The following is a 23577-nucleotide window of genomic DNA, read 5'->3' on the forward strand; positions in this document are numbered from 1 at the left end:
GGATGCCCACCATGTCCGACGACCTGCTCACCGCGAAGATAGGCCACGGCTTCGACCACCTCGACGCGGACGGCGACGGAAAGCTCACCGAGCACGACCACGTCCTGATGGGCATCTCGGTCGCCCGGTCCCTGGGCTACCCGGAGGGCTCCGACGCCGAGGCCGGCATCGTGGCCGCCTACAGCGCGATCTGGCGCGACCTGCACCTGCCCCACCTGCCGGCCGGCGCGGACGGCATCACGCGCGCGCAGTTCATCACCTCCACCCGCTCGCTGGCCGGCGACCCGGTGGCGGCCAGGGCCACGCTGGGCTCGCTCGCCGAGGCGTTCCTGGCCATCGCCGACACGGACGGCAGCGGGACGATCGACGCGGAGGAGTTCTACGTCTTCCAGCACGGCCACTTCCCCGGCCTCACCCGGGAGGCCGCGGCCGAGGCGTTCCTCCGGCTGGACCGCGACGGCGACGGCGCGCTCTCCAGCGCGGAGTTCGTCACCGCCATCATCGAGTACTGGACCAGCGACGACCCGAAGGCCCCGGGCAACTGGTGGGCGGGAAACCCGGCGTTCGCCCTGGACATCTAGCCGCGCTCCTCCCGGCCCTGCGGCCCGGCAAACCACTCGCCCGAGGAATCCGCAGAACCTTTCCCAGTTACCCACAACCACCACTGCGCGCCCAGGATTTGAGGCCGTTCAACTGCCGCTTCCGGCGCTCTCACAAATGCTTCACCGGATTCGCTTGCGCCCCCCATCGGGCCTGTGGGCAGAATCTGACCCATTCATGCCACACCATGACAGCTTCCGGGGGGAGGACAGCTGGACAGGAGAGCCGCACTGTGAAGTTCCGCGCCAGGCGTTCCACCGGCGTCGTCGTTCCATCGTCCGACACGGAGAACGGGTGGCAGGTACCGGACCCGGCGGCCTACGGGGCAGCGCACCGGCCGACGGCGCAGGCGCCCTTGCCGCAGCCCTGGGCAACCCAGCCGGCAGTGCCTTCACAGGCGCAACCCGCACAGGCACAACCCTCACAAGCACAGGACAGCGCCCTGATCCGGGCCAGCCTGGCCGTCGTGAAGCCCTACGCCGCCGAGCTGCCGGTCTTCTTCTACGCGACGCTGTTCGGCCGCCACCCGCAGGTCCGCGAGTTGTTCCCGCCGGACATGGACGCCCAGCACGACCGCCTGCTCCGCGCCCTGCTGCTCATCGTCGAGCTGGTGGACGACCCGGAGAACCTGGTCGCCTTCTGCTCCCACCTGGGCCGTGACCACCGCAAGTTCGGCACCCAGAGCGGGCACTACGCGGCCGTCGGCGAGAGCCTGCTCGCCACCCTGGCGCATTTCGCCGGCCCCGCCTGGACCCCGGAGATCGCAGGCGCCTGGACCCGCGCGTACAGCACGGTCGCCCAGGTCATGGACCAGGCCGCCGTGGCCGACGCCGCGCACTCGCCGGCCACCTGGCAGGCCAGGATCGTGGACCATCGCCGGCACGGCCGGGACATCGCCGAGATCACCGTCCGGCCCGACCAGCCCTACCCGTTCACCGGCGGGCAGTACGTCAGCATGGAGACCCCCTGGCGGCCGAAGGTCTGGCGCTACTACTCGCCCGCCAACGCCCAACGACGGGACGGCACCCTCACGTTCCACGTCCGGGCGGTGCCCGCCGGCCGGATCAGCAGCGCCCTGGTGCACCGCGCCGTGGTCGGCGACCTGCTGCGGCTCGGCGCGCCGCAGGGCGACATGGTCCTCGATCCGGCCTCATCCCGGGACGTCGTCTGCGTCGCCGGCGGCACCGGCCTCGCCCCGATCCGGGCGCTGGTCGAACAGGCCGTGCTGGACGGCGTCCAGCGGCGCATGGACCTCTTCCTCTGCGCCCGCACCACGCAGGAGCTGTACGGCCTCGACGACCTGCTGCGGATGTCCCAGCGGCACCACTGGCTCACCGTACGGGCGGCCGTCGCCGACGACGAGGTCCGTGGCGGCAGTGGCAGCCTGACCGAGGTGCTTGCCGAGTCCGGGCCCTGGGGCCGACACGAGGCGTACCTGAGCGGGCCGGGCCCGATGATCGTCGCCGCCGCGCGGGTGCTGACCCGCGGCGGCATCGCGCTGCACGACATCCATCACGACCCGTTCGTGACGCTCGACGATCCCACCTCCTGAGACCCGTCCACCCGCTATCTCCGAGGACGTCGTCGTGACCCAGTCCGCCCTCCACTTCGGCTCGGCAGGCGAGCACCAACTGCAGCGGCAGTTGGGCACCGCCGACCGCGCCGCCGTCTTCTACGACCGTCAGATGCACGCGCAACTGACCTCGCAGATGCGCACCTTCATCGCCCGGCAGACCATGGTCTTCCTGTCCACCGCGGACGCCGAGGGCGCCTGCGACGCCAGCTTCCGCGCCGGACCGCCCGGGTTCGTACAGGTCCTGGACGACCGCACGCTGGCCTACCCCGAGTACAAGGGCAACGGCGTCCTGGCGAGCGCCGGGAACATCACCGAGAACCCCCATCTCGGGCTGCTCTTCATCGACTTCACCCATGACCACATCGGGCTCCACGTCAACGGCACCGCGCACCTGCGTCCGGATGACGCACTGCGGACCGCCCACCCGGAGCTGCCGGTGGAGACCGCTCCGGGACGCCGGGTGGAGTTCTGGATCCACCTCACGGTGGACGAGGCCTACATCCACTGCTCCAAGCACATACCGCACCTGGAGCCCGCAGCGCGCAGCGCCCGTTCGCGCGCCGACCGGCCGAAGGACGCCGACTACTTCACCGCGGCGGCTCCGGCAACCGCGGTGCCCGCTGCGATCGGGGCGATCGCCGCAGGCACGCCGGCCGCGGTCCGCACGCCGGAGGCCCCCGACGGACCGCCGGCCGCGCGGCCGAGCTGGTCGGCGCCGGCCGCGCCACCGGCCCCCCGCCGCTGGGGGTGGGCCGCCCGGCGGGGCTGACCAAACCCGCCGGGCGGCCCCCCTCCGTGTTGGCCCTTAGCCCGGTTCGCCCCACGGGAAAAACAGGCGTACGGTCCGCTTCCAGGTGCTGTTGGTGACGATCGCGAAGGACGCGTACCAGGCGATCGCCGCGGTCACCAGGCCGGTCCAGCCACCGGTCTTGTCCCAGCCGGTGGACTGGGCGAAGGCGCCGATGGTCAGGACCAGGAACGTGATCGTCAGCATCACGAACACGCCGAGCACGGCGACGTTGGTCCGCATCGCGGCCACCGCCATGTAGGCGGTGAAGATCGTCCAGGCCAGCAGGAACACGCCGGTCGCCTGGTAGAGCTGGTGCACCAGGAGCAGCCGCGGGAGCTCGATCTTGATGTACGCCCAGTAGGCCAGCCAGAAGGCCCCGAACGAGGCGAAGGCCGTCGCCGCGAAGGTGTTGTTCCGGCGGAACTCCCACATGCCGGCGAGCAGTTGGACGATGCCGCCGTAGAACAGCGCCAGCGGGAGCACCACGGCCATGACCTTGACGTTGATCAGCCCGGCGTTGAAGCAGCTGAGCACGAACGTGGTCATGGCGAAGGCCGCGAGGCCCAGCGCGCCCGGGTCCGCGACCCCCGTGGCGGGGGCCGGGCTGCTGACTGCGGTGGCGGCGGGTTCCGGACCCGTCCGGTCGGCGTCTGCCACGATGACTCCTTACCCGCGGCGCGCCGAGCATGGCCGGAGTGCGCCGATGGTGACCGACGGCAGCCCCGCCCGCGCCGTGCGCAGCGGTTGGCTCGGGTATCCGTCAGGCGGCGGGTACCGGCGTGACCAGCGTCTCTCAGGATAGGTCCGACACGCCGGGCCGTCCTGCGGAACGCTTCGCCACCACTGCGGCACCAGCACCCCCATCGCCATGTCCGGCCGGACACCGTTACTGCAGCTCATCACCGATGCCACCGGAATGATCGTCAACTGCCATGAGAGCAAGCGGGCATAGGCAGATGAACAGAATCTGACGCCACCTCAGAATCGAACACTTCCACACGCGAGAGGATTGACATGGACGCGCAATCCGGGCTTAACCTGTGGGGCACTACCGATCGGTAGCGTCAGCGTAGACCCGAACAGCGGAAGACCGAAACCATGCCGTGGCGCCCCCGACCCAGGGGAGGGCCGCCTCGCGGCTTGCCGTTCGGGAGTCATACGTCCCCCCACGTGCGCCACGATGCATACCGGAGTGCCCATGAGGCCCACTTTGCCGCCGGTCGATCTCGTCATCGGGATGACCCCGTTCCAGGAGCCCGACGCCGCGCTCGTCGAGGCCGTGTGCCGCGCGGGCGCACTGGGCGTTCTGGACCTCGGGGTCGGCGACCGCCGCTCGCGCGAGGAGTTCGACCGGCTGCGCGAGAGCGTCCCCGGCCGGTTCGGCGTTCGGGTCGGCCCGAACTGCCGCCTCTCGCCGGGGGATCTACAGCTGACCGAGCCCGGCGCGCCGAACACCCTGCTGGTCGCGCCCGAGTTGCCCGGCTGGGAGCCGGCGGCGCTCGCCGGGGCGGGCCGCGGAGCCCGAACGGCCGGGCCCCGCCTGCTGGTCGAGGTCACCGACCTGGCACAGGCGCTGGCCGCCGTCCGGGGCGGCGCGGCCGGCCTGGTCGCACGCGGCTGCGAGAGCGGCGGCCCGGTCGGCGAGCTGAGCACCTTCGTGCTGCTTCAACTCCTTCTGGAATCAGCCGAGATCGACGTTCCTGTGTGGGCTGCCGGCGGCATCGGCCTGCGCACCGCGGCGGCGGCGATCGCGGGCGGCGCGGCCGGAGTGCTGCTGGACAGCCAACTCGCGCTGCTCGCCGAGTCCGGCGCGTCCGAGCAGGCCGCGGCGGCGGTGCGCGGCATGGAGGGCTCCCAGGCCACCGTCATCGACGGGTACCGGGCACTGCGGCGCAGCACGCCCACCGGCGGGCCGGCCAGCGGGGCGACCGGCGGGGCGAGCTCCGAGCCGGAACGTGAACTGACGGTCGGTCAGGACGGATTCCTCGCTGCGCGCTTCGCCGCCCGCTGGGCAACCGTCGCGCGGACCGTGCAGGCCGTCCGAACGGCCGTCCTTGATGCGCTGCAGGCGGTGGCCTCGCCTGCTGCGGCCACCGCGCTACTCGGCTCCGAGGCGCCGCTGAGCCGCGCGCTGGGCACCCGGCTGCCGGTCGCCCAGGGGCCGATGACCCGGGTCAGCGACCAGCCCGCCTTCGCCGCGGCGGTGGCCGCGGCCGGCGCGCTGCCGTTCGTCGCGCTCGCCCTGGCCGACCAGGAGCAGACCCGTGAGCTGCTCGCCCGGACCAGCCGGGCCACCGAGGGACTCCCCTGGGGCGTCGGCGTGCTGGGCTTCGCACCGGAGGCGGTCCGCGGCGCCCAGCTGGCCGAGGTGCTGGCCGCGCGGCCGACCCACGCGGTGATCGCCGGCGGCCGTCCGTCGCAGGCGCGGGTGCTGGAGGAGGCGGGGATCAGCACGTTCCTGCACGTGCCCTCGCCCGGACTGCTGCGGCAGTTCCTGGACGACGGCGCGCGCCGGTTCGTCTTCGAGGGCTCCGAGTGCGGCGGGCATGTCGGACCGCTGCACAGCTTCCCGCTCTGGGAGGCGCAGTTGGGGGTGCTGGAGGAGTTCCTCGACACGCCGGCCGGCCGGCCCGCCGGCGACGACCGGCCGATCGTCGAGGTGCTGTTCGCGGGCGGCGTGCACGACGAGCGTTCGGCGGCGATGGTGGCGGCGATGGCCGCACCGCTGGCGGAGCGCGGGGTCGCGGCGGGCCTGCTGATGGGCACGGCGTACCTGTTCACCGAGGAGGCCGTGGCGCTCGGCGCCGTGCAGCCGCAGTTCCAGCGCCAGGTGCTCGCCGCCGACGGGACGGAGCTGCTGACCTCGGCGCCCGGGCACGCCACCCGCTGCGTGCCGAGCCCGTTCACGGCGGAGTTCCGGCAGACCCGGGAGCGGCTGCGCGAGCAGGGCGTGCCGGACCGCGAGGCGTGGGAGCAGCTGGAGCGGCTGAACGTCGGGCGGCTGCGGATCGCCAGCAAGGGCGTCGACCGGGTCTCGGGCGAGCTCGCCGCGGTGGACGAGCAGGCTCAGCTGGAGCGGGGCATGTTCATGGCCGGGCAGGTCGCCGTGCTGCGCTCGGCGACCACGACGCTGGCCGAGCTGCACGCCGCCGTGAGCACCGGCGCGAGCGCCTTCCTCGCCGCCCGGGCGGCCGAGCTGACCGGCCCGCCGGCGAGCGACCCGGCGGCGGTCGAGCGGCCGCTGGAGATCGCGGTGATCGGCATGGCGGGCATGTTCCCGCAGGCCCCCGACCTGCCCGCGTTCTGGGCGAACGTGGTGGCCGGCGTGGACGCGGTGACCGAGGTGCCGGTCGAGCGGTGGGATCCGGCGGTGTACTACGCGGCGGACGGCGATCCGGGGACGGCGCCCGGGGACAGAGTGTCTCCCACCAGAGTCCCGTCAAACACAGTGCCGTCCAAGTGGGGCGGCTTCCTGCCGCGGATCCCCTTCGACCCGCTGAGCTACGGCATCCCGCCGGCCGCGCTGGGCAGCATCGAGCCGGTGCAGCTGCTCGCGCTGGAGGCGGCCCGCCGGGCGCTGGTGGACGCGGGCTACGACAGCGGCGCGGGCGACGGCGGACGGGCCTTCGACCGCTCCCGGACCAGCGTGGTGTTCGGCGCGGAGGCGGGCAGCGACCTGTCGAACGCGGGCGTGCTGGGCGCCGTGCTGCCGGCCTATCTCGGCACCGTCCCGGCGCCGATCGCGGAGCAGTTGCCCACACTCACCGAGGACTCGTTCCCGGGCATGCTGGCGAACGTCATCTCGGGGCGGATCGCCAACCGGCTCGACCTGGGCGGCGCGAACTTCACCGTGGACGCGGCGTGCGCCTCCTCGCTCGCCGCGCTCGACGTGGCTTGCAAGGAACTGGTCTCCGGCACCAGCGATCTGGCGCTCTGCGGTGGCGCGGACCTGCACAACGGGATCAACGACTTCATCCTCTTCGCCTCGGTGCACGCGCTCTCCCCGACCGGCCGGTCCCGCCCGTTCGACGCCTCGGCCGACGGCATCGCGCTCGGCGAGGGCGTCGCCTGCCTGGTGCTGAAGCGGCTCGCCGACGCGGAGCGGGACGGCGACCGGGTGTACGCGGTGGTGCAGGGGGTCGGCAGCGCGAGCGACGGCCGGTCGCTGGGTCTGACCGCCCCGCGCCCCGAGGGCCAGCGGGCGGCGCTGGAGCGCGCCTACCGCGCGGCCGGCATCGCGCCCGCCGAGGTCGGCCTGGTGGAGGCGCACGGGACCGGCACGGTGGTCGGCGACCGGACCGAACTGGCCACCCTGAGCAAGGTGTTCACCGAGGCCGGGGCAGCGCCCGGCAGTTGCGTGCTGGGGTCGGTCAAGTCGCAGATCGGGCACACCAAGTGCGCCGCCGGGCTGGCAGGCCTGATCAAGGCCTCGCTGGCGCTGCACACCGGGGTCAAGCCGCCGACCCTCCACCTCGATCAGCCGAACCCGGCCTGGCAGGCCGGGGAGAGCCCGTTCGCGTTCCACACCGAGGCCAGGCCGTGGGCCAAGCCTGCGGCCGAACGCGTGGCCGGGGTCAGCGCGTTCGGCTTCGGCGGCACGAACTTCCATGCCGTGCTGCGCGGTTACGACGGCCCGCCGCCGGTGCACGGGCTGCAGGAGTGGCCGGCCGAGCTGTTCCTGTTCCGGGGCACCGATCGCGAGCGGGCGCTGCGCGGCGTCGCGGAGCTTCTACGGCTGACAGTGGCGCAGGGTACGCCGTGGCGGCTGCGCGACCTGGCGCTCGCCGCGTCCCGGCGGGCCGAGTCGGCGCACGGACCGGTCCAGGTCGCCCTGGTCGCCACCGACCTCGACCGGCTGGCCGCGTTGCTGCGCCGGGCGGCGGCCGGCGAGCACGCACCGGCCGATGGGCTGTACCTGGCCGAGCCCGACCCGGCCGTGGACGGCGGCGACCTGGCGTTTCTCTTCCCCGGGCAGGGCAGTCAGCGCCCGGGCATGTTCGCCGAGCTGTTCGCGGCCTTCCCCGGCCTGCAGCGGCAGCTGCGGCGCGGCAGCGGGTACGCCGACGTGCTCTACCCGCCCGCGGCCTTCACCGCCGAGGCCCGCGCGGCGCAGCGGTCCGCCGTGACCGACACCAGGGTGGCCCAGCCGGTGCTGGGCATGACCGGCCTCGCGGCGGCCGAGCTGCTCGGGCTGGCCGGGGTGCGCCCGCGGCTCGCCGCCGGCCACAGCTATGGCGAGCTCGTCGCGCTCTGCGCGGCGGGGGTGATCGCGGCGCAGGACCTGCCGGCGCTCAGCGCCGAGCGGGCGCGGTCCATCCTGGACGCCGTCGGCCGCGGCCCCGGCGACCAAGGCAGCGTCAACCAAGGCAGCGACCACGAAAACGCCACCGGCCAAGACACCGACCCCGGCACGATGGCCGCGGTGGCCGGCCCGGCCGAGGAGGTCGAGCGGGTCCTGGCGGCGGCCGAACTGGCCGGCCGGGTGGTGATGGCGAACCACAACGCGCCTCGCCAGACGGTGATTTCTGGCCCGACCGAGGAGGTCACGGCCGCCACCGGGCTGCTGCGCGAGGCCGGCTACGGGGTGAAGCCGCTGCCGGTCGCCTGCGCGTTCCACAGCCCGCTGGTCGCGGGCGCGGGCGAGCGGTTCGCCGCCGCGCTCGCGAGCCGGACGCTGCGCGCACCGGAGTTCCCGGTCTGGTCGAACCGGACGGCCGCCGTCTACCCCGCGGACCCGGCCGCGATCCGGGCCGAGCTCGCCGCGCAGATCGGCGCCCCGGTGCGGTTCGTGGCGCAGATCGAGGCGATGTACCAGGCCGGCGCCCGGGTGTTCGTCGAGGCCGGACCGGGCACGGTGCTGACCCGGCTGGTCTCCGAGGTGCTCGGCGAGCGCCCGCACCGGGCCGTTCCGCTGGAGCGGCGGCGCACCGGGCTGCCCGGCTTCCTCGACGCCCTCGCCGAACTGGCCGTCGCGGGTGTGGCGGTGCGGACCGACCGGCTGTTCCGCGGCCGCGACGCCATCGACGCCGGCCGGGCCAAGGCGGCGCGACAGCCCGGCTGGACGGTCGACGGGCAGCTGGTCCGCACCGCCGCAGGAGAACTACTGCCCGGTGCGCTGGCACCGGCCCGACCCGTACCGGAGGCCCTGGTGAGCACGGAAGAACCGCGTCGAGACGAACAGCAGGCGCTGGTCTCGGAGTTCCTCAGCAGCAGCCGGGAGCTGATCGCGGCTCAGCGGGACGTGCTGCTGACGTACCTCGGCGCGGCGGGGATGCCCCAGGCGGCGGCCGGCCCGATCGCCTCGCCCATCGCCTCACCGATTGCCTCGCCGGCCGCGCTGCCGCCGCTGGCGCGGCCCGCGACGACGACGGCAGCGACGGCGACAGCAGCAGCCACCGCAGCATCGCCCAGCACGCCGTCCGCTGCCTCACCGGCCGCCGCGGCGCCGGGAGAGCAGCCGGGCGGCGGCGCGGCGGCGGAGGCCGTCGATCTGCTGGCGACCGTGGTCGAGGTGATCAGCGAACGCACCGGCTACCCGGCCGACATGATCGAACCCGATCTCGACCTGGAGGCCGACCTCAGCATCGACTCGATCAAGCGCACCGAGATCATCGGCCTGCTGGTCCGCCGCCTCGCCGACCAGACGGACGCCGACCACAGCTCGCTCGGCGACGAGGAGGTGGAGCAGCTCTCCCGGGCGCGCACCGCCACCGCCATCGCCGACTGGCTGACCGACCGGCTCGGCGCGCCGACGGCCACCGTTACGCCCGCTGCGACGGCGACGGCAACGGCGACGGCCGCGCCCGTCCCCGCCACGGCGCCCGCACCGGTGGCCGTGCCAGCGCCCGCGCCGGTGACCACGCCCGCCGCCGACCCCGTCCCGGCGCCGCCCGTCCTGGTGGGCCACGAGCCGGTCCGGCTGGAGTTCGCGCCCGTGCCGCTGCCCGCGCCGACCGCCCGGCCGCAGTTGCTCGCCGGGAGGCGCTTCGCCCTGCTCGGCGACGACGGGGAGGGCACCGCCCAGGCGGTGACCGACCGGCTCGTCGCCGCCGGGGCCGAGGCCACCGCCCACCACGCGGCGTACGAGCTCAGCGAGGCCGACGGCCCGGTGGACGGCGTGCTGCTGCTCGACCCGCTCGCCGCCCACGGCGCACCGGTGCTGCCCGGCTGCGTCCCCGCGCTGAAGGCCGCCCTCGCCCGCTCGCCCCGCTGGCTGCTCGCCGTCCGCACCACGCAACCGAGCGACCCGTCCGCGGACCCCACCACCGGCCCGTCCGCCGGCCCCACCACCGGCCCGTCCACCGACCGGCCCGGCGACAACGGCCGCACCGACGGGCTGCGCGGCCTGTTCCGCACGCTGGCCCGCGAATACCCGGACACCACCGCCCGACTCATCGAGCTGCCCGACCCCACGCAGGCCCCGGCCGCACTGCTCGACGAGCTGGCGGCCGAGGACCGCGAGCCGGTGGTGCTGCACGGCCCGGCCGGGCGCCGGGGCCTGGCCCTGGCCGAAGCCGGTCTCGGCCTGCTCGGCAGCACCGGCGCCGGTCCGGCCGGCGAGGGCGTGGCCGAGGCGGCCGCGCTGGGTCTGGACCAGGACGCCGTGGTGCTGCTGGTCGGCGGCGCGCGCGGGATCACCGCGCAGTTCGCGGCCACCCTCGCGGCGGCCGCCCGCTGCAACCTCGAGCTGCTCGGCCGCACCGCGCCGCCGGAGGGCCCCGAGGACCCGGCGACGGCCGCCGCCGCCGACCGCTCCGCGCTGCGCGCCGTGCTCGCCCGCCAGGGCGTCCCGCTGCCGGAGATCGACGCCACCGCGTCCCGCCTGCTCGCCGGCCGCGAGGTCGCCGCGACGCTGGCGGAGCTGTCCGCGCTCGGCGCGCAGCCCCACTACCGCGCGGTGGACGCGGCCGACCCGGCCGCGCTCCGCCAGGCGGTCAAGGAGGTCTACGCGGAGCACGGCCGGCTGGACGGCGTCGTCTTCGCAGCGGGCGTGATCGAGGACAAGGTGCTCGCCGAGAAGGACGTCGAGTCGTTCCGACGGGTCTTCGCCACCAAGGCGGACGGTGCCCGGGCCCTGCTGGAGGCGCTCGCCGAACTGCCCGGCGGACCGCGCTTCACGGTGCTCTTCGGCAGCATCGCCGCCGCCCTCGGCAACCGCGGCCAGGCCGACTACGCGGCGGCCAACGACGCCCTGGAGGGGCTGGGCGCCCGCTGGGCCGCGCAGACCGGGCGCCGGGCGCTGACGGTGCACTGGGGCCCGTGGGCGCCGTCCCTGCGGCACGGCGGCATGGTGTCGCCGGAGCTGGCCCAGGACTACGCGCTCCGCGGCATCAAGCTGATCGACCCGGACGCGGGCACCCTCGCGCTGCTGCGCGAACTGGCCTGGGGCGACCCGCAGCTGCGGGCCGTCGTCTACACCGCGTCGGGCTGGTGACGGGGTGAGAGACGGGGTGAGTAGCGGGCTGGCGCACGCTCAGCTGCCGCCGGTGGCGGTGGTCGGGATGGCGGTGCTACTGCCCGGCGCGCCGGACCTGGCGACCTACTGGCAGAACCTGCTCCACGGGGTGGACGCGATCACCGACGTCCCGGCCAGCCGCTGGGACCCGGACTACTACGACCCGTCGGCCGCCACCGGACCGGCCGAGCCGGACCGGCTCTACTGCCGGCGCGGCGGCTTCGTGGACGATCTGGCCCAGGCGCAGCCGACCCGCTTCGGCATCATGCCGAACGCGGTGCCGGGCACCGAGCCTGACCAGCTGATCGCGCTCCAGGTGGCCGCCGCCGCGATCGCCGACGCCGGCGGCCCGGAGCGGCTGCCCGACCGGGACAAGGTCGGCGTGGTGCTCGGCCGCGGCGGCTACCTGACGCCCGGCATCGCCCGGCTCGACCAGCGGGTGCGCGGCGCACACCAGCTGGTGCGCACCCTCGGCGAGCTGCTGCCCGAACTGACGGACAGTCAGCTTGCCCGAGTACGGACTGCGTTCACCGATCGCCTCGGCCCGGACCGGCCCGAGTCGGCGATCGGCCTGGTGCCCAACCTGGCCGCCTCCCGGCTCGCCAACCGGCTTGACCTGCGCGGCCCGGCCTACACGGTGGACGCGGCCTGCGCGTCCTCGCTGGTCGCCGTGGACCAGGCGGTCGGCGAGCTGGCCACCGGGCGCTGCGACGCGGTGCTGGCGGGCGGCGTGCACCACTGCCACGACGTCACGCTGTGGAGCGTCTTCGCGCAGCTGAGAGCGCTCTCGCCGAGCCAGCGCAGCCGGCCGTTCCACCGTGGCGCCGACGGCCTGCTGATCGGCGAGGGCACCGGCGTCGTGCTGCTCAAGCGGCTCGCCGACGCCGAACGCGACGGCGACCGGGTGTACGCGGTGATCCGCGGCACCGGCGTGGCCGGCGACGGCCGCACGGCGGCCCTCGCCAGCCCGGACCCGGGCGGCCAGAGCCGGGCGGTCCGGGCGGCCTGGCGCGCCGCCGGACTCGACCCGGCGGCGCCCGGCTCACTCGGCCTGCTGGAGGCCCACGGCACCGCGACACCAGCCGGCGACGCCGCCGAACTGGCCACCCTGGCCGAGGTGTTCGGCCCCACCGACGCGAGGCGCCAGCGCGCGGTGATCGGCTCGGTGAAGTCGATGATCGGCCACACCATGCCGGCCGCCGGCGTGGCCGGCCTGGTCAAGGCGGCACTGGCCGTGCACCACGGCATGCTGCTCCCGACCCTGCACTGCGACGACCCGCACCCGGCGCTGGCCGCCACCCGCTTCCACACCATCGCCACCGCCCGCCCGTGGCCGGGCGACGGGCCACGCCGGGCCGCGGTGAACGCCTTCGGCTTCGGCGGCATCAACGCCCACGTGGTCCTGGAACAAGCGCCTCCCAGCCCCCGCCCCACCCCGGCCACCGTTCACCCCGTCACCAGTTCCTCCGCCATCACCCCGGCCACGGCCTCCCTGCAGCAAGCGGCTCCCACCCCGCGACCCACCCCGGCCACGGCGTCCTCCCCCACCAGCCCCTCTCCCGCCGTCTCCCCCGCCGACCTCCGGCCGGTCATCGTGGCCGAGCCCGAGCTGGTGTTGCGGCTCGCCGCCGACACGCCCGAGCAACTCGCCGAGCTGCTGGCAGGCGAGGACTCAGCGGTGTTGGCCGCCGGTCTGCCCGAGCACGCCGGCCGGGCGCCGCGCTGCCGGCTGGCCATCGTCGCCCCGACGCCGAAGCGGCTCGCGCTGGCCCGCCGCGCCGTGTCCCGTGGACGGGCCTGGCGCGGGCGCGGCGAGGTCTGGTTCTCGCCCAGCCCACTACTCCTTGCTGAAGGCACCGGCACCCACGGCCGGATCGCCTTCCTCTTCCCGGGCCTGGAAGGCGAGTTCACCCCCCGGGTGGACGATGTCGCCGACCACTTCGGCCTGCCCCGCCCACCCACCGCCGCGGCCGCCCAGGTCGGCGACATCGGACGGCACGGCGCCGGTGTGGTCGCCGTCGGGCGGCTGCTCGACGCGGCGCTGCGCCGGATCGGCGTGCGGCCGGACGCCGTGGCCGGGCACAGCGTCGGCGAGTGGACCGCGATGATCGCCGCCGGCCTGTACTCCGGTGCCTCGATCGACGCGTTCCTCGACGCCTTCGACCCCGACGCGCTGCGCGTCCCCGGGCTCGCCTTCGCGGCGCTCGGCGCGCCGGCAGCCCAGGTGCTCGACGCGCTGGCGAGCGTGGCCGGGATGTCGGAGGTGGTGCTGTCGCACGACAACGCGCCGCAGCAGTCGATCGTCTGCGGCCCGGAGCAGCCCGTCACCGAGCTGGTGCGCTGGTTCCGGGCGCGCGGTGTGCTCGGCCAGGTACTGCCGTTCCAGTCCGGTTTCCACACGCCGATGCTGGCGCCCTACCTGGCGCCGATCCGGCAGGCCGCCGAGCGCTTCGAGCTGCACCCGCCGACCGTGCCCGTCTGGTCCGGGACGACCGCAGCACCATTTCCGGCGACCGAGGCGGCCGTGCGGGCGCTGTTCATCCGCCACCTGCTGGAGCCGGTCCGGTTCCGCCCGCTGGTCGAGGCGATGTACGCGGCCGGGTTCCGGGCGTTCGTCCAGGTCGGCACCGGACAGCTCGGCTCGCTGGTCGGCGACACGCTGCAGGACCGACCGCACCTGGTCGTCGCCGCGAACTCGCCACAGCGCGACGGCATGGCCCAACTGCGCCGGTGCGCGGCAGCGTTGTGGGTGGAGGGCGCCGAACCGGACACGGCCGCCCTGGCGCCCGGACGCCGTCCCGGACAGCGTTCGCACCCGTCGGTCCCGCTGGACATGAGCAGCTCGTTGGTCTCGCTGGACCCCACCACACTCGGCGAGCTGCGCGCCGAACTCGCCCACGCCAACGCCCCGGCTACCAGCGCCCCGGCACCGGCCGCACTCGGAGCACTGGCCGCCCGGTTCCCGGTCGCTGCCGAACTCGACGCGCTGCTGCGCGAGACCGAGCACACGGCCCTCGAACTACTCACCGCAGCCCAGCAACAGCCGCTCCAACCACCACCACACCAGCCTCAACCCAAGATCCACCAGACCAGCAAGCTGCGCGTCTCACTCGACACCATGCCCTACCTGCGCGACCACTGCTTCTTCCGCCAGCGCCCCGGCTGGCCCGACCCCTCGGACCGTTGGCCCGTCGTCCCGGCCACCACGATCGTCCAGCACCTGATGGACGCCGCCGAGCAGGCCGCTCCCGGCCAACTCGCCTGTGGAGCAAGCGACCTGCGGTTCGGCCAGTGGGTGCCGGCCGCAACTCCGCTGGACGTGGAGATCACCGTCCAGCAGGCCGGCCCGGGTCAGCTCACCGCTGACTTCGGTCAGTTCGCCCATGGCGTTGTCGAACTGACGGATCGTCGGCAGCCCCGGGAGCAACCCCCCGCCCCCTGGCCGGTGGACCGGGCGAGCGAGCGGGCGCCCGAGCTGTCCGCCGCCGGCCTCTACGAGCAGCGGTGGATGTTCCACGGCCCGGCGTTCCAGGGCCTGACCGAACTCACCGCGCTCGGCGAGAAGCACGTCCGCGGCGTGATCACCGCGCCGGCCGCACCCGGCGCGCTGCTGGACAACGTGGGCCAGCTGCTGGGCTACTGGATCATGGCCACCCGCACCGACCGGACCGTGGTCTTCCCGGTCGGCATCCGGCAGTTGCGCTGCTACGGCCCCGCACCGCGGCCCGGCACCGAACTGCAGTGCCACATCAGGATCACCGCGCTGACCGACACCGTGCTCGAAGCCGACGTCCAACTCCAGGCGGGCGGCACGGTCTGGGCCCAGGTGCACGGCTGGCAGGACCGCCGCTTCGACAGCCACCCGGACACCCGGCCGGTCGAGCGCTTCGTCGAGCGCAACACGCTCTCCAAGCCGCAGCCCGGCGGCTGGGTGCTGCTGCACGAACGCTGGCCGGACCTCGCCTCGCGTGACCTGATCATGCGCAACCACCTCGGCGCCGCCGAGCGCACCCGGTACGAGCAGCAGCCGCCACGCGGCCGCCGCGCCTGGCTGCTGGGCCGGATCGCGGTCAAGGACGCGGTGCGCCAGTGGCTCTGGGAGCACGGCGAGGGTCCGGTCTTCCCCGCCGAGATCGAGGTGCGCAACGCTCCGAGCGGCCGCCCGTACGTCGTCGGGCTGCACGGCCGGGTGCTCCCGGAGCTGGACGTCTCACTCGCGCACCGCGCTGAGGCCGCGGTGGCGCTGGTCCGAACGCCCGGCGCGGGCCTCGACACCAGCACCGGCACCGGCATCGACCTCGAAGAGGTCACCGAACGCCCGGCCGAGACGCTCGAAGTGGCGCTCGGCCCGGCCGAGTCGGAGCTGCTGACCGCCTGCCGCACCTCGCACGGCGGCTCGGCTGCGCTCTGGTTCACCCGCTTCTGGGCAGCCAAGGAGGCCGTGGCCAAGGCCGAGGGCACCGGCCTGCAGGGGCGGCCGCGCGACTTCGCCGTGCTCGCCGCCGAGCCGTCCGCCCTGCTGGTGGCCGTCGCGGACCGCACCCACTGGGTCCGGTGCGCCGAGGTGCGCAGCCCGTCCGGCCTGCCGGCCCGGCACTACGTCGCAGCCTGGACCGCCCCCGATCCGCACCACCCGGAAGACCCCCAGTACGCCCAGTACCCCGACCACGCCGCACACCCCGAAGGGACGACGCCCAAGTGACCACCAGCGAACAGACCGTGGACCGCACCCCGCCCACCGCGCAGCAGGTCCTCGACGAGATCACCGCCATGCTGGCCGCGGTGCTCGACGAGTACGGCCTGGACGACGCCGAGGTCACCATGACGACCCGGTTCACCGAGGACCTCGAACTCGAGAGCATCGACCTGGTGACCCTCGCCGGCCAGCTCCAGGACCGCTGGGGTGACCGGATCAACTTCGCCGAGTTCATCGCCGGCATGGAGCTGGACGAGATCATCGACCTGACGGTCGGCCGCCTGGTCGACTACGTGGTGGGCCGGTTGCAGCCCGCCGAGCAGACCGCCGAGCGGAGCTGACCATGGCCTTCCTCGACCTCGGGGGCCGCCGCTTCCACGTGCAGCGGCTCGGCCCGCAGGACGGCGAACCGCCCGCCGCGACGGCGGTGTTGGTGCACGGGCTGCTCACCGACAGCCTCGCCAGCTACTACTTCACCCTGGCGCCGGTGCTCGCGGCCGCCGGGGTGGAGGTGCTGATGTACGACCAGCGCGGCCACGGCCGCTCCGAACGGCCGCCGGGCGGCTACCGGTTGGAGGACTTCGCCGACGACCTGGCGGCGCTGCTGGACCGGTTCGCGGTGACCGCTCCGGTCCACCTGCTGGGGAACTCCTTCGGCGGCACGGTCGCGTTCGAGCTGGCCGCCCGCCACCCCGGGCTTGTGGCCGGGATCCTGGCCATCGAGTCCGAACCGGCCTCGCGCGCCTGGGCCGTGAAGCTGGACGGCATCCTGCGCCGCGCCGAGACCGAGCTCGCGGACGAGCCCACGCTGGCCTGGGTCGCCGCCGAGCGCGGTGCCCACACGGCCAGGCTGGCCCGCGCGGCCGGTCGGCTGCTGGCCGGCACCTCGCTCGCCCGCGACATCCCGACCAGCCGGCTGCCGAGCGAGGCCGAGCTGCGCTCGATCCGCTGCCCGGTGCTCGCCGTGTACGGCACCGAGTCGGACCTGGCCGACCAGGCGGCCTGGCTGGACGCCCTGCTGCCCGACTGCCGTAGCACCTTCGTGCCGGGCCAGGAACACTCCGTGCTCGTCGAGGCGCCGGACGCGGTCCGCGAGCTCAGCCTGCGCTGGCTGCACTCGCTCGGCGTCGACCTGCGCGGACCGCTCGCTGACGGGCTGCGCGAGCCGATCGCCGCCCAGCGGCACCAGCCCACCGCCGCTCGCTGGCATGGGTCGGCCACCACCCTGCTGCGCGAACCACCCGCCGCCGAGCGTGAGCTGGTGGCGGAGCGGGGCACCCGATGAGCCGGTTCCTGTTCGTCGTGCCTCCGCTGGTCGGGCATGTGAACCCGGCGGTGGGCGTCGCCGCCGAGCTGGCCGCCCGCGGGCACGACACCGCCTGGGCCGGGCTGCCCGAACTGGTCGGCCCGCTGGCCGGCCCGGGCGCCGAGCTGTTCCCGTGCGCCGTCCCGGCCCGGACCCCGCAGCGGCCGCCCGAGCTGCGCGGGCCCGCTGCGCTGAAGTTCCTCTGGGCGGAGTTCCTGGTCCCGCTCGCCGAGGCGATGGCGCCGGGTGTCGCGGCGGCGGTCGAGCGCTTCCGCCCCGATGTGCTGGTGGTGGACCAGCAGGCCGTGGCCGGCGCGCTGGTCGCCGAGCGGCTCGGCCTGCCGTGGGCCACCTCCGCCACGACCTCGGCCGAGCTGACCGGCGCGCTGGACGGCATGCCGCTGGTCGCGGCCTGGGTCCGCGATCTCCTCACCGAGCTGCGCGGACGCCTCGGGGACCCGGCGGCCACCGCCGACCCGCGGTTCTCGCCGCACCTGCTGCTCGCCTTCACCACCCCGGAGCTGGCCGGCCCGACCACCGCGCCACCCCACCAGGCGTCAAGCCCGCTCCGCTTCGTCGGCCCGTCGATCACGGCCCGCCCGAGCGCCGCAGCCTTCCCCTGGGAGTGGCTGGACCCGGGCCGCGCCACCGTGCTGGTCAGCCTCGGCACGGCCAACACCGACGCGGGAGCGGCCTTCCTGACGCTCTGCCGCCAGGCGCTGCGGGACCGCGCCGCCCGGCTGCAGGGCGTGATCGTCGACCCGGGCGGCGTGCTCGGGCCCGCCGCGCCCGCCGCGCACGACCCCGACGTGCTGGTGCTGCCCGCCGTCCCGCAGCTGGCGCTGCTGCCCCGCACGGCCGCCGTGGTGTGCCACGCCGGTCACAACACGGTCTGCGAGGCGCTCTGGCACGGCGTGCCACTGGTCGTCGCGCCGATCCGCGACGACCAGCCGGTGATCGCCCACCAGGTCGCCGAGTCCGGCGCGGGCGTCCGGGTCAGGTTCGGCCGCACCAGCGCCGACCGGCTCGGCCAGGCCCTGGACGCGGTGCTCCTCGACCCGGCCCACCGAGCGGCCGCCCAGCGGATCGGCGCCTCGTTCCGGGCCGCGGGGGGGGCAGACCACGCCGCCGACCACCCCAAACGCCTGCTCCGAACAGAACACACGCAGCCGCAACCGCAACCCCAACCGACCGTCAGGGGAACCCGATGACCGATCCGGCCCCCCGCGCTCGGCGGATCGCCGAACTGCGTCCCGACTACCAGGCCGAACTCGCCGACGGCACCGACCGGTTCTTCGAACCGCGCCGCGCCGACTGCCCGTGGTGCGGCAAGACCCGGCTGCGGGTCCGGCTGCGCACCACCGACCTGCTCCAGCACAAGCCCGGACACTTCGTGCTGGACGAATGCGCCGACTGCGGCCACATCTTCCAGAATCCCAGGCTGACCGGTCCCGGACTCGCCTTCTACTACCGCGACTTCTACGACGGCCTCGGCGAACAGCGGCTCGGCGGCGCGTTCGGCACCCGCGCCGCGACCTACCGCGGTCGCGCCCGCTCGGTCACCCCCTTCGCCGCCGCACCGGGCCGCTGGCTGGACGTCGGTACCGGCCACGGACACTTCTGCGAGACCGCCCGCGAACTCTTCCCGGGCACCACGTTCGACGGCCTCGACCTCAGCGAGGGCGTCGAGCTGGCCGCCCGGCACGGCCGGGTGGCGCAGGCCTACCGTGGCGCGTTCCCCGAGCTCGCGCCCGAACTGGCCGGCCGGTACGACGTGGTGAGCATGTTCCACTACCTGGAGCACAGCACCGACCCGCGCGCGGAACTGGCCGCCGCGCACCACGCCCTGCGCCCGGACGGCCTGTTGCTGATCGAGGTCCCCGACCCGCAGAGCCGCTACGCCCGGCTGCTCGGCCGCTGGTGGCTGCCCTGGCTGCAACCGCAGCACCTCAACCTCGCCCCCGCCGCCAACCTGCGCGCTCGGCTGAGCGAGCTGGGCTTCACCGTGCTGCTGGAACAGCACGGCGAGCCGCACGATCCGATCGACCTGCTCGCCGCCGGCTGGCTGCTGCTGGACGCGGTCGCCCCACGCGAGGACGCGCCCTGGCTGCCGGGCACGCCGCCGAACCGGCTGCACCGCCTGCTGCGCGGCGCCGCCTTCCTGGCCGGCGCACCGGCCCTGCTGCTCGCGGCGCTCGCCGACCGGCTGATCGCCCGCTTCGCCGGCCGGGCGGGGCTGTCCAACGCGTACCGCCTGCTCGCCCGCCGCGACGCGAGCCCTGATCCCGCTCCCACTCCCGCTCCCCCGAGCTGACCCGATCCTGACCCCCGCCTGACCGTAGCGGTGGCACTGAGCTGGACATTTGCTCATGTCCGGCTGCCGTTAGGATCGTCGAATGTTCGATCCTCGGAAAGCGCTGACCGCCCGGGAACCGGTGCTGCGCCGCCGGCTGCCGATCGCATTCCGCGCGGCCGGCCTGCTCCTGCTGCCCTGGATCGTGGTGCTCGGGCTCAACGTGAAGGGCCACTTCGGCGCGCGCAACCTGTCCAACTCCTGGGTCTGGCTGGACGTGATGGAGGTGGCGGCGCTGTTCCTGCTCGCCTCGCTGGTCCGCCGCCGACACCGCGCCACCAGCCCACTGGCCGCCGCGACCGCGGTGCTGCTCGCGATGGACGCGTTCTTCGACCTGTGGTCCGCCCACCGGGGTTCGGCGTACCAGCTGGCGCAGCTGCTCGCCTACTGCGCCGAGCTGCCGAGCGCGGCCGTGCTCGCCGCGCTCTCCTGGTACTCGCTGGCCTGGGCGGCCGAGCCGCCGCCACTCGGCTGAGCGTCATGGCAGCAGCCGGACGTCCACCGGTGTGCGCAACTCCTGGTGCCCGCCGGTGGCGAGCATCCGTACCTCACCGCGGTCGCTGATCTCGGCCCGGACGATCCCGGACGCGTCCGCGTACACCGGGTGACCGCCCGGTCCGGTGGTCCCGGTCGCCTCGACGACGACGGCGTCCTGTGGAGCCTGCGTCTCGGGCTCCCCGGGCGCGTCGGGGAACGTCAGCGCGTAGCGCCGGCCGTCTGCCATGAGCAAGCCTCCTCGGTCGCCCCGTTCCTCATCCTAGGGCCTGTGCGCGGCGTCGCTCAGGTGGGCGGGCGTGCCGCCCACCGCCGTCTTCCGGACGAACGCCGAGCGCAGCGCGTGGTACGGCGCGGCCGGATCGTCGAAGCTGAGCCGCATCCGGTCCAGCTCCGCCGCCCGGTACGCCGCCAGCGGCCTGGCGGCCTCCGCCCGCTCGCGCTCGGCCTTCTTGGCGGCGATCCGCTGCTGCACGGCCGGACCGGCGGCGAGCAGCCCGGCCAGCCGGGCCACCGCCGGGCCGAACTCCTGCGGAGTGGCCGGCACGACCTGGTCCACCAGTCCGAGCCGGTGCGCCGTCGCCGCCGTCACCGGCAGCGCGCGCTCGGTGAGCCGGTCCGCGACGGCGGCGCCGACCCGGCGCGGCAGTGTGTACGTCCAGTACTCAGATCCGTAGAGGCCCATCAGCCGGTAGTGCGGGTTGAGCAGCGCGCCGTGTCGGCACCAGACCTCGTCGGCCGCGAGCGCGAGCATCGCGCCACCGGCCGCGGCGTTGCCGCCGAGCGCGGCGACGACCAGTCGGTCGGTGGTGGTGAGGATCTCGGCGACCAGGTCGTCCATCGCGATGATGTTCGCCCAGGACTCCGCCGCCGGGTCCGGCGCGGCCTCGATCACGTTGAGGTGGATGCCGTTGGAGAAGAAGTCCCGCCCGCCGCCCAGGACGAGCACCGAGGTGGGCCGGGCGGCCGCGTGGCGGTAGGCGTCCAGCAGGCGGCGGCAGTGGTCGGTGCTCATCGCACCGCCGGGGAAGGCGAAGCGCAGGAAGCCGACCGGGCCGACTTCCCGGTAGCGGATGTCCGTCCAGGTCCGGCGGGCCTCGGGCAGGTCGAGCGGGGCCGGGACCTCGGGCAGCGCGGGCAGCCGGTCCCCGAGTGCGAGGGTGGCGGGCAGCTTGAAGGTCGCCGGGCCATCGGGCCGTCGGCGCGCGCGCAGCTCCGGCAGCCAGACCGCGCCGTCCACCGTGGCCCGGCAGACGGCGCCCGCCCGGGTGGCGATCAACTCACCGGGTTCCCCGCGGAGTTCGTCCTCGGGATGCCCGCCGTGCAGGAACCACCGGTCGCCGAGCAGCTCGTCCTGCACGCCCGGCTGGGAGTCGGCGGCGCGCAGCTTGCGCAGCACCGTCGCGGTCGGGTCGGCGGACCAGTCGATCCGCCGGGCGTCCTGCCGCAGGTACGGCCGGGTGTGGTCGGGCACCTCCCAGTCGGCGCCGTGCTGCGGGCGCGGGACGTGGCTGCCCGAGGCGACGCGCTGCACGGCGAGCAGCACGGCCCGGAGCGCGGCGTCGGAGATCTCGTTGCGGTACAGGTCGCTCTTGCCGACCGGCGGCACCGGGCAGTCGGCCTCCGCCCAGATGTCGCCGCCGTCCATCACCTCGTTCGCCTGGAGCACGGTCACGCCCCAGCGCTCGGCTCCCTCGTGGATCGCCCAGTCCAGCGAGGACGGCCCGCGGTCGCCGGGCGGTCCCGGGTGGACGATCAGGCAGGTGTGCGCGGACCAGACGTCGCGCGGGAGAGCCGACTTCAGCAGCGGCGCCAGCAGCAGCTCGGGCTCGTGCCGCTGCACCGCGGCCCGCAGCGCGTCGTCAGCGGCAGCGGAGCCGTCGCTCAGATGAACGGCCAACTGGTGACCATGGTCACGCAGTTCGGCGTACACGCGTTGGGTGAGACTGTTGAACGCGCTCGCCACCAGCAGGATCCGCACCATGACCTCCACCCTGGCCGCACCGGCCTGGCGGGTGCGCACCGACGCTGGCGATCGTCCCGTACCCGACGACGGCGCCCGTCCGCGAACCGCCGGGAGCTCACCCGATCGGCGCCAACCGCGCGTGCCGCCGCGCACCCGGCCCGTACGCCCGGCCCGCCCGGCCCGTACCTCTGGACAGCGCGCCGGTAGTGCGCCAGGCTTCGTCGCCATGACCGAGTCCGCCATGCGCACGCAGTCGATCGAAGCGAACCTCGCGACCGCCGAGGACATCGCCCGGCTGCTCCGCTCACGCCCCGATGCGACCGCCCGGATACCCGGAGCGACCTGGTCCGTCGGCGAGGCGGCGGCGCACCTCGCGCTGGCCAACGAGCTGATGGCCGACGTCGCCGGCGGCCTGGACCGCCCGTACGGCGACGGCACGCCCGGTGGCCTCGCGGCGGCCAACACCGACTCGCTCGCCGCCTACCCCGAGCGCGACCCGGCCGTGCTCGCCACCGCGATCGTCCGGCACACCCGCGCCTTCGCCGAGCGCAACGCCGCCCGCCCGGCGGCCGAACCCGTCCGGACGCCGATGGGCCCGATGGACCAGGCGACGCTGTCGAGCTACCTGCTCACGCACATGCTCGGCCACGGCTACGACCTGGCCCTGGCGCTCGGGCGGCCGCACATGATCGACAGCGCCCGGGTCGCTCTCACCTTGCCGTTCCTGCGCACCGCGATGCCCCGGGTCGTCGATCCGCGCGCCGCCGCCGGACGGCACATCCGGTTCGCGGTCGGCGTGCGCGGCGGCGCGCGCTTCGGCGTCACGATCGAGGACGGTACGGCCACCGTCAGCGAGCAGCCACCGGCCCGGCCCGACTGCACGATCGTCGTGGAGCCCGTGACGTTCTTCCTGATCGCCCTCGGCCGCTGTTCGCCGGTGCAGGCGATGGCTCGCGGCAGGATCCTCGCCTGGGGCCGCAAGCCCTGGCTGGCGCCGAGCTTCCCGACGTACTTCCGGGCGCCGTGAGGGCGGTACTGACGGTGTCGACGTCGAAGGGGCCCGGCTCGCGCGGTTGGCGCGTGCCGGGCCCCTTCGGGCACAACTGGTGACGGGGTGGGTCAGTAGTTGTGGTGGATCTGCCAGTAGGCCCAGGCCTGGTTGGGGCTGCCGTAGCGGCTGTTCATGTAGTCGTAGGTCCACTTGATCTGGGTGGTGGCGTTGGTCTGCCAGTCGGCGCCGGCGGTGGCCATCTTGTTGCCGGGCAGGGCCTGGCCCAGGCCGTAGGCGCCGGAGCTGGGGTTGGTGGCGGTGACGTTCCAGCCGCTTTCGTGGCTGATGA

15 protein-coding genes are annotated in these 23577 nt (G+C 74.7%); 11 read left to right on the plus strand and 4 right to left on the minus strand.

Going from position 1 to position 23577, the window contains the following annotated elements; genetic code table 11:
• The first annotated feature begins 11 nt into the window (after nt 1–11).
• The 3 genes from AC060L_RS34285 (at nt 12) to AC060L_RS34295 (ending at nt 2945) form a co-directional block, all read left to right on the plus strand.
• The gene (locus AC060L_RS34285) at nt 12–581 is read left to right on the plus strand and encodes an EF-hand domain-containing protein (protein ID WP_483802881.1); all 570 of its coding nucleotides are present in this window, start codon (nt 12–14) and stop codon (nt 579–581) included.
• Between the two features lie 485 nt (nt 582–1066).
• Entirely contained in the window at nt 1067–2152 is a 1086-nt protein-coding gene (locus tag AC060L_RS34290) for a globin domain-containing protein (protein WP_483802882.1), read from the plus strand.
• A gap of 34 nt (nt 2153–2186) precedes the next feature.
• The gene (locus AC060L_RS34295; RefSeq protein ID WP_483802883.1) at nt 2187–2945 is read left to right on the plus strand and encodes a pyridoxamine 5'-phosphate oxidase family protein; all 759 of its coding nucleotides are present in this window, start codon (nt 2187–2189) and stop codon (nt 2943–2945) included.
• A gap of 36 nt (nt 2946–2981) precedes the next feature.
• Here the strand turns inward: AC060L_RS34295 and AC060L_RS34300 are convergent, their stop codons facing one another.
• A complete protein-coding gene (locus AC060L_RS34300; RefSeq protein ID WP_483802884.1) occupies nt 2982–3623 on the minus strand; it encodes an acetate uptake transporter in 642 nt (213 codons plus the stop codon).
• Nucleotides 3624–4164: 541 nt separating this feature from the next.
• On the opposite strand from AC060L_RS34300, the gene AC060L_RS34305 reads away from it, so the two are divergent.
• From AC060L_RS34305 to AC060L_RS34335, 7 genes are all read left to right on the plus strand, one after another.
• Complete coding sequence (locus AC060L_RS34305) at nt 4165–11400, plus strand: SDR family NAD(P)-dependent oxidoreductase (RefSeq protein WP_483802885.1); 7236 nt, start codon at nt 4165–4167, stop codon at nt 11398–11400.
• A gap of 16 nt (nt 11401–11416) precedes the next feature.
• Nucleotides 11417–16123, plus strand: coding sequence for a beta-ketoacyl synthase N-terminal-like domain-containing protein (locus tag AC060L_RS34310; RefSeq protein WP_483802886.1), 4707 nt, complete (start codon nt 11417–11419; stop codon nt 16121–16123).
• Between the two features lie 68 nt (nt 16124–16191).
• The gene (locus AC060L_RS34315) at nt 16192–16458 is read left to right on the plus strand and encodes an acyl carrier protein (protein WP_483802894.1); all 267 of its coding nucleotides are present in this window, start codon (nt 16192–16194) and stop codon (nt 16456–16458) included.
• Nucleotides 16459–16460: 2 nt separating this feature from the next.
• A complete protein-coding gene (locus AC060L_RS34320; RefSeq protein ID WP_483802887.1) occupies nt 16461–17402 on the plus strand; it encodes an alpha/beta fold hydrolase in 942 nt (313 codons plus the stop codon).
• Complete coding sequence (locus AC060L_RS34325) at nt 17399–18634, plus strand: glycosyltransferase (protein ID WP_483802888.1); 1236 nt, start codon at nt 17399–17401, stop codon at nt 18632–18634. Before AC060L_RS34320 ends, AC060L_RS34325 begins: the two co-directional genes overlap by 4 nt.
• Complete coding sequence (locus AC060L_RS34330) at nt 18631–19737, plus strand: class I SAM-dependent methyltransferase (RefSeq protein ID WP_483802889.1); 1107 nt, start codon at nt 18631–18633, stop codon at nt 19735–19737. The genes AC060L_RS34325 and AC060L_RS34330 overlap by 4 nt, the downstream gene beginning before the upstream one ends.
• An 82-nt stretch (nt 19738–19819) precedes the next feature.
• A complete protein-coding gene (locus AC060L_RS34335) occupies nt 19820–20251 on the plus strand; it encodes a hypothetical protein (RefSeq protein ID WP_483802890.1) in 432 nt (143 codons plus the stop codon).
• Between the two features lie 3 nt (nt 20252–20254).
• Here AC060L_RS34335 and AC060L_RS34340 read toward each other — a convergent pair whose 3' ends face one another.
• Both AC060L_RS34340 and AC060L_RS34345 read right to left on the minus strand, forming a co-directional pair.
• Entirely contained in the window at nt 20255–20500 is a 246-nt protein-coding gene (locus AC060L_RS34340; protein ID WP_483802891.1) for a DUF6296 family protein, read from the minus strand.
• 33 nt (nt 20501–20533) lie between these two features.
• Nucleotides 20534–22252 carry an enoyl-CoA hydratase-related protein gene (locus tag AC060L_RS34345; protein ID WP_483802895.1) on the minus strand — a complete coding sequence of 573 codons (1719 nt, stop codon included), beginning with the start codon at nt 22250–22252 and terminating at the stop codon, nt 20534–20536.
• Nucleotides 22253–22463: 211 nt separating this feature from the next.
• On the opposite strand from AC060L_RS34345, the gene AC060L_RS34350 reads away from it, so the two are divergent.
• A complete protein-coding gene (locus tag AC060L_RS34350) occupies nt 22464–23264 on the plus strand; it encodes a maleylpyruvate isomerase family mycothiol-dependent enzyme (protein ID WP_483802892.1) in 801 nt (266 codons plus the stop codon).
• A gap of 92 nt (nt 23265–23356) precedes the next feature.
• Here AC060L_RS34350 and AC060L_RS34355 read toward each other — a convergent pair.
• Nucleotides 23357–23577: aggregation-promoting factor C-terminal-like domain-containing protein (locus tag AC060L_RS34355; protein WP_483802893.1), on the minus strand; the 221-nt coding region annotated here is incomplete at its 5' end.

The sequence above is a fragment of the Kitasatospora sp. NEAU-69 genome (assembly GCF_057158765.1).

Bases quoted from the DNA above. Each gene is read 5' to 3' on its own strand.
- AC060L_RS34285 (WP_483802881.1), top strand. From the start codon at position 12: ATGTCCGACGACCTGCTCACCGCGAAGATAGGCCACGGCTTCGACCAC.
- AC060L_RS34305 (WP_483802885.1), top strand. From the start codon at position 4,165: ATGAGGCCCACTTTGCCGCCGGTCGATCTCGTCATCGGGATGACCCCG.
- AC060L_RS34315 (WP_483802894.1), top strand. From the start codon at position 16,192: ATGCTGGCCGCGGTGCTCGACGAGTACGGCCTGGACGACGCCGAGGTC.
- AC060L_RS34320 (WP_483802887.1), top strand. From the start codon at position 16,461: ATGGCCTTCCTCGACCTCGGGGGCCGCCGCTTCCACGTGCAGCGGCTC.
- AC060L_RS34325 (WP_483802888.1), top strand. From the start codon at position 17,399: ATGAGCCGGTTCCTGTTCGTCGTGCCTCCGCTGGTCGGGCATGTGAAC.
- AC060L_RS34330 (WP_483802889.1), top strand. From the start codon at position 18,631: ATGACCGATCCGGCCCCCCGCGCTCGGCGGATCGCCGAACTGCGTCCC.
- AC060L_RS34335 (WP_483802890.1), top strand. From the start codon at position 19,820: ATGTTCGATCCTCGGAAAGCGCTGACCGCCCGGGAACCGGTGCTGCGC.
- AC060L_RS34340 (WP_483802891.1), bottom strand. From the start codon at position 20,500: ATGGCAGACGGCCGGCGCTACGCGCTGACGTTCCCCGACGCGCCCGGG.
- AC060L_RS34350 (WP_483802892.1), top strand. From the start codon at position 22,464: ATGACCGAGTCCGCCATGCGCACGCAGTCGATCGAAGCGAACCTCGCG.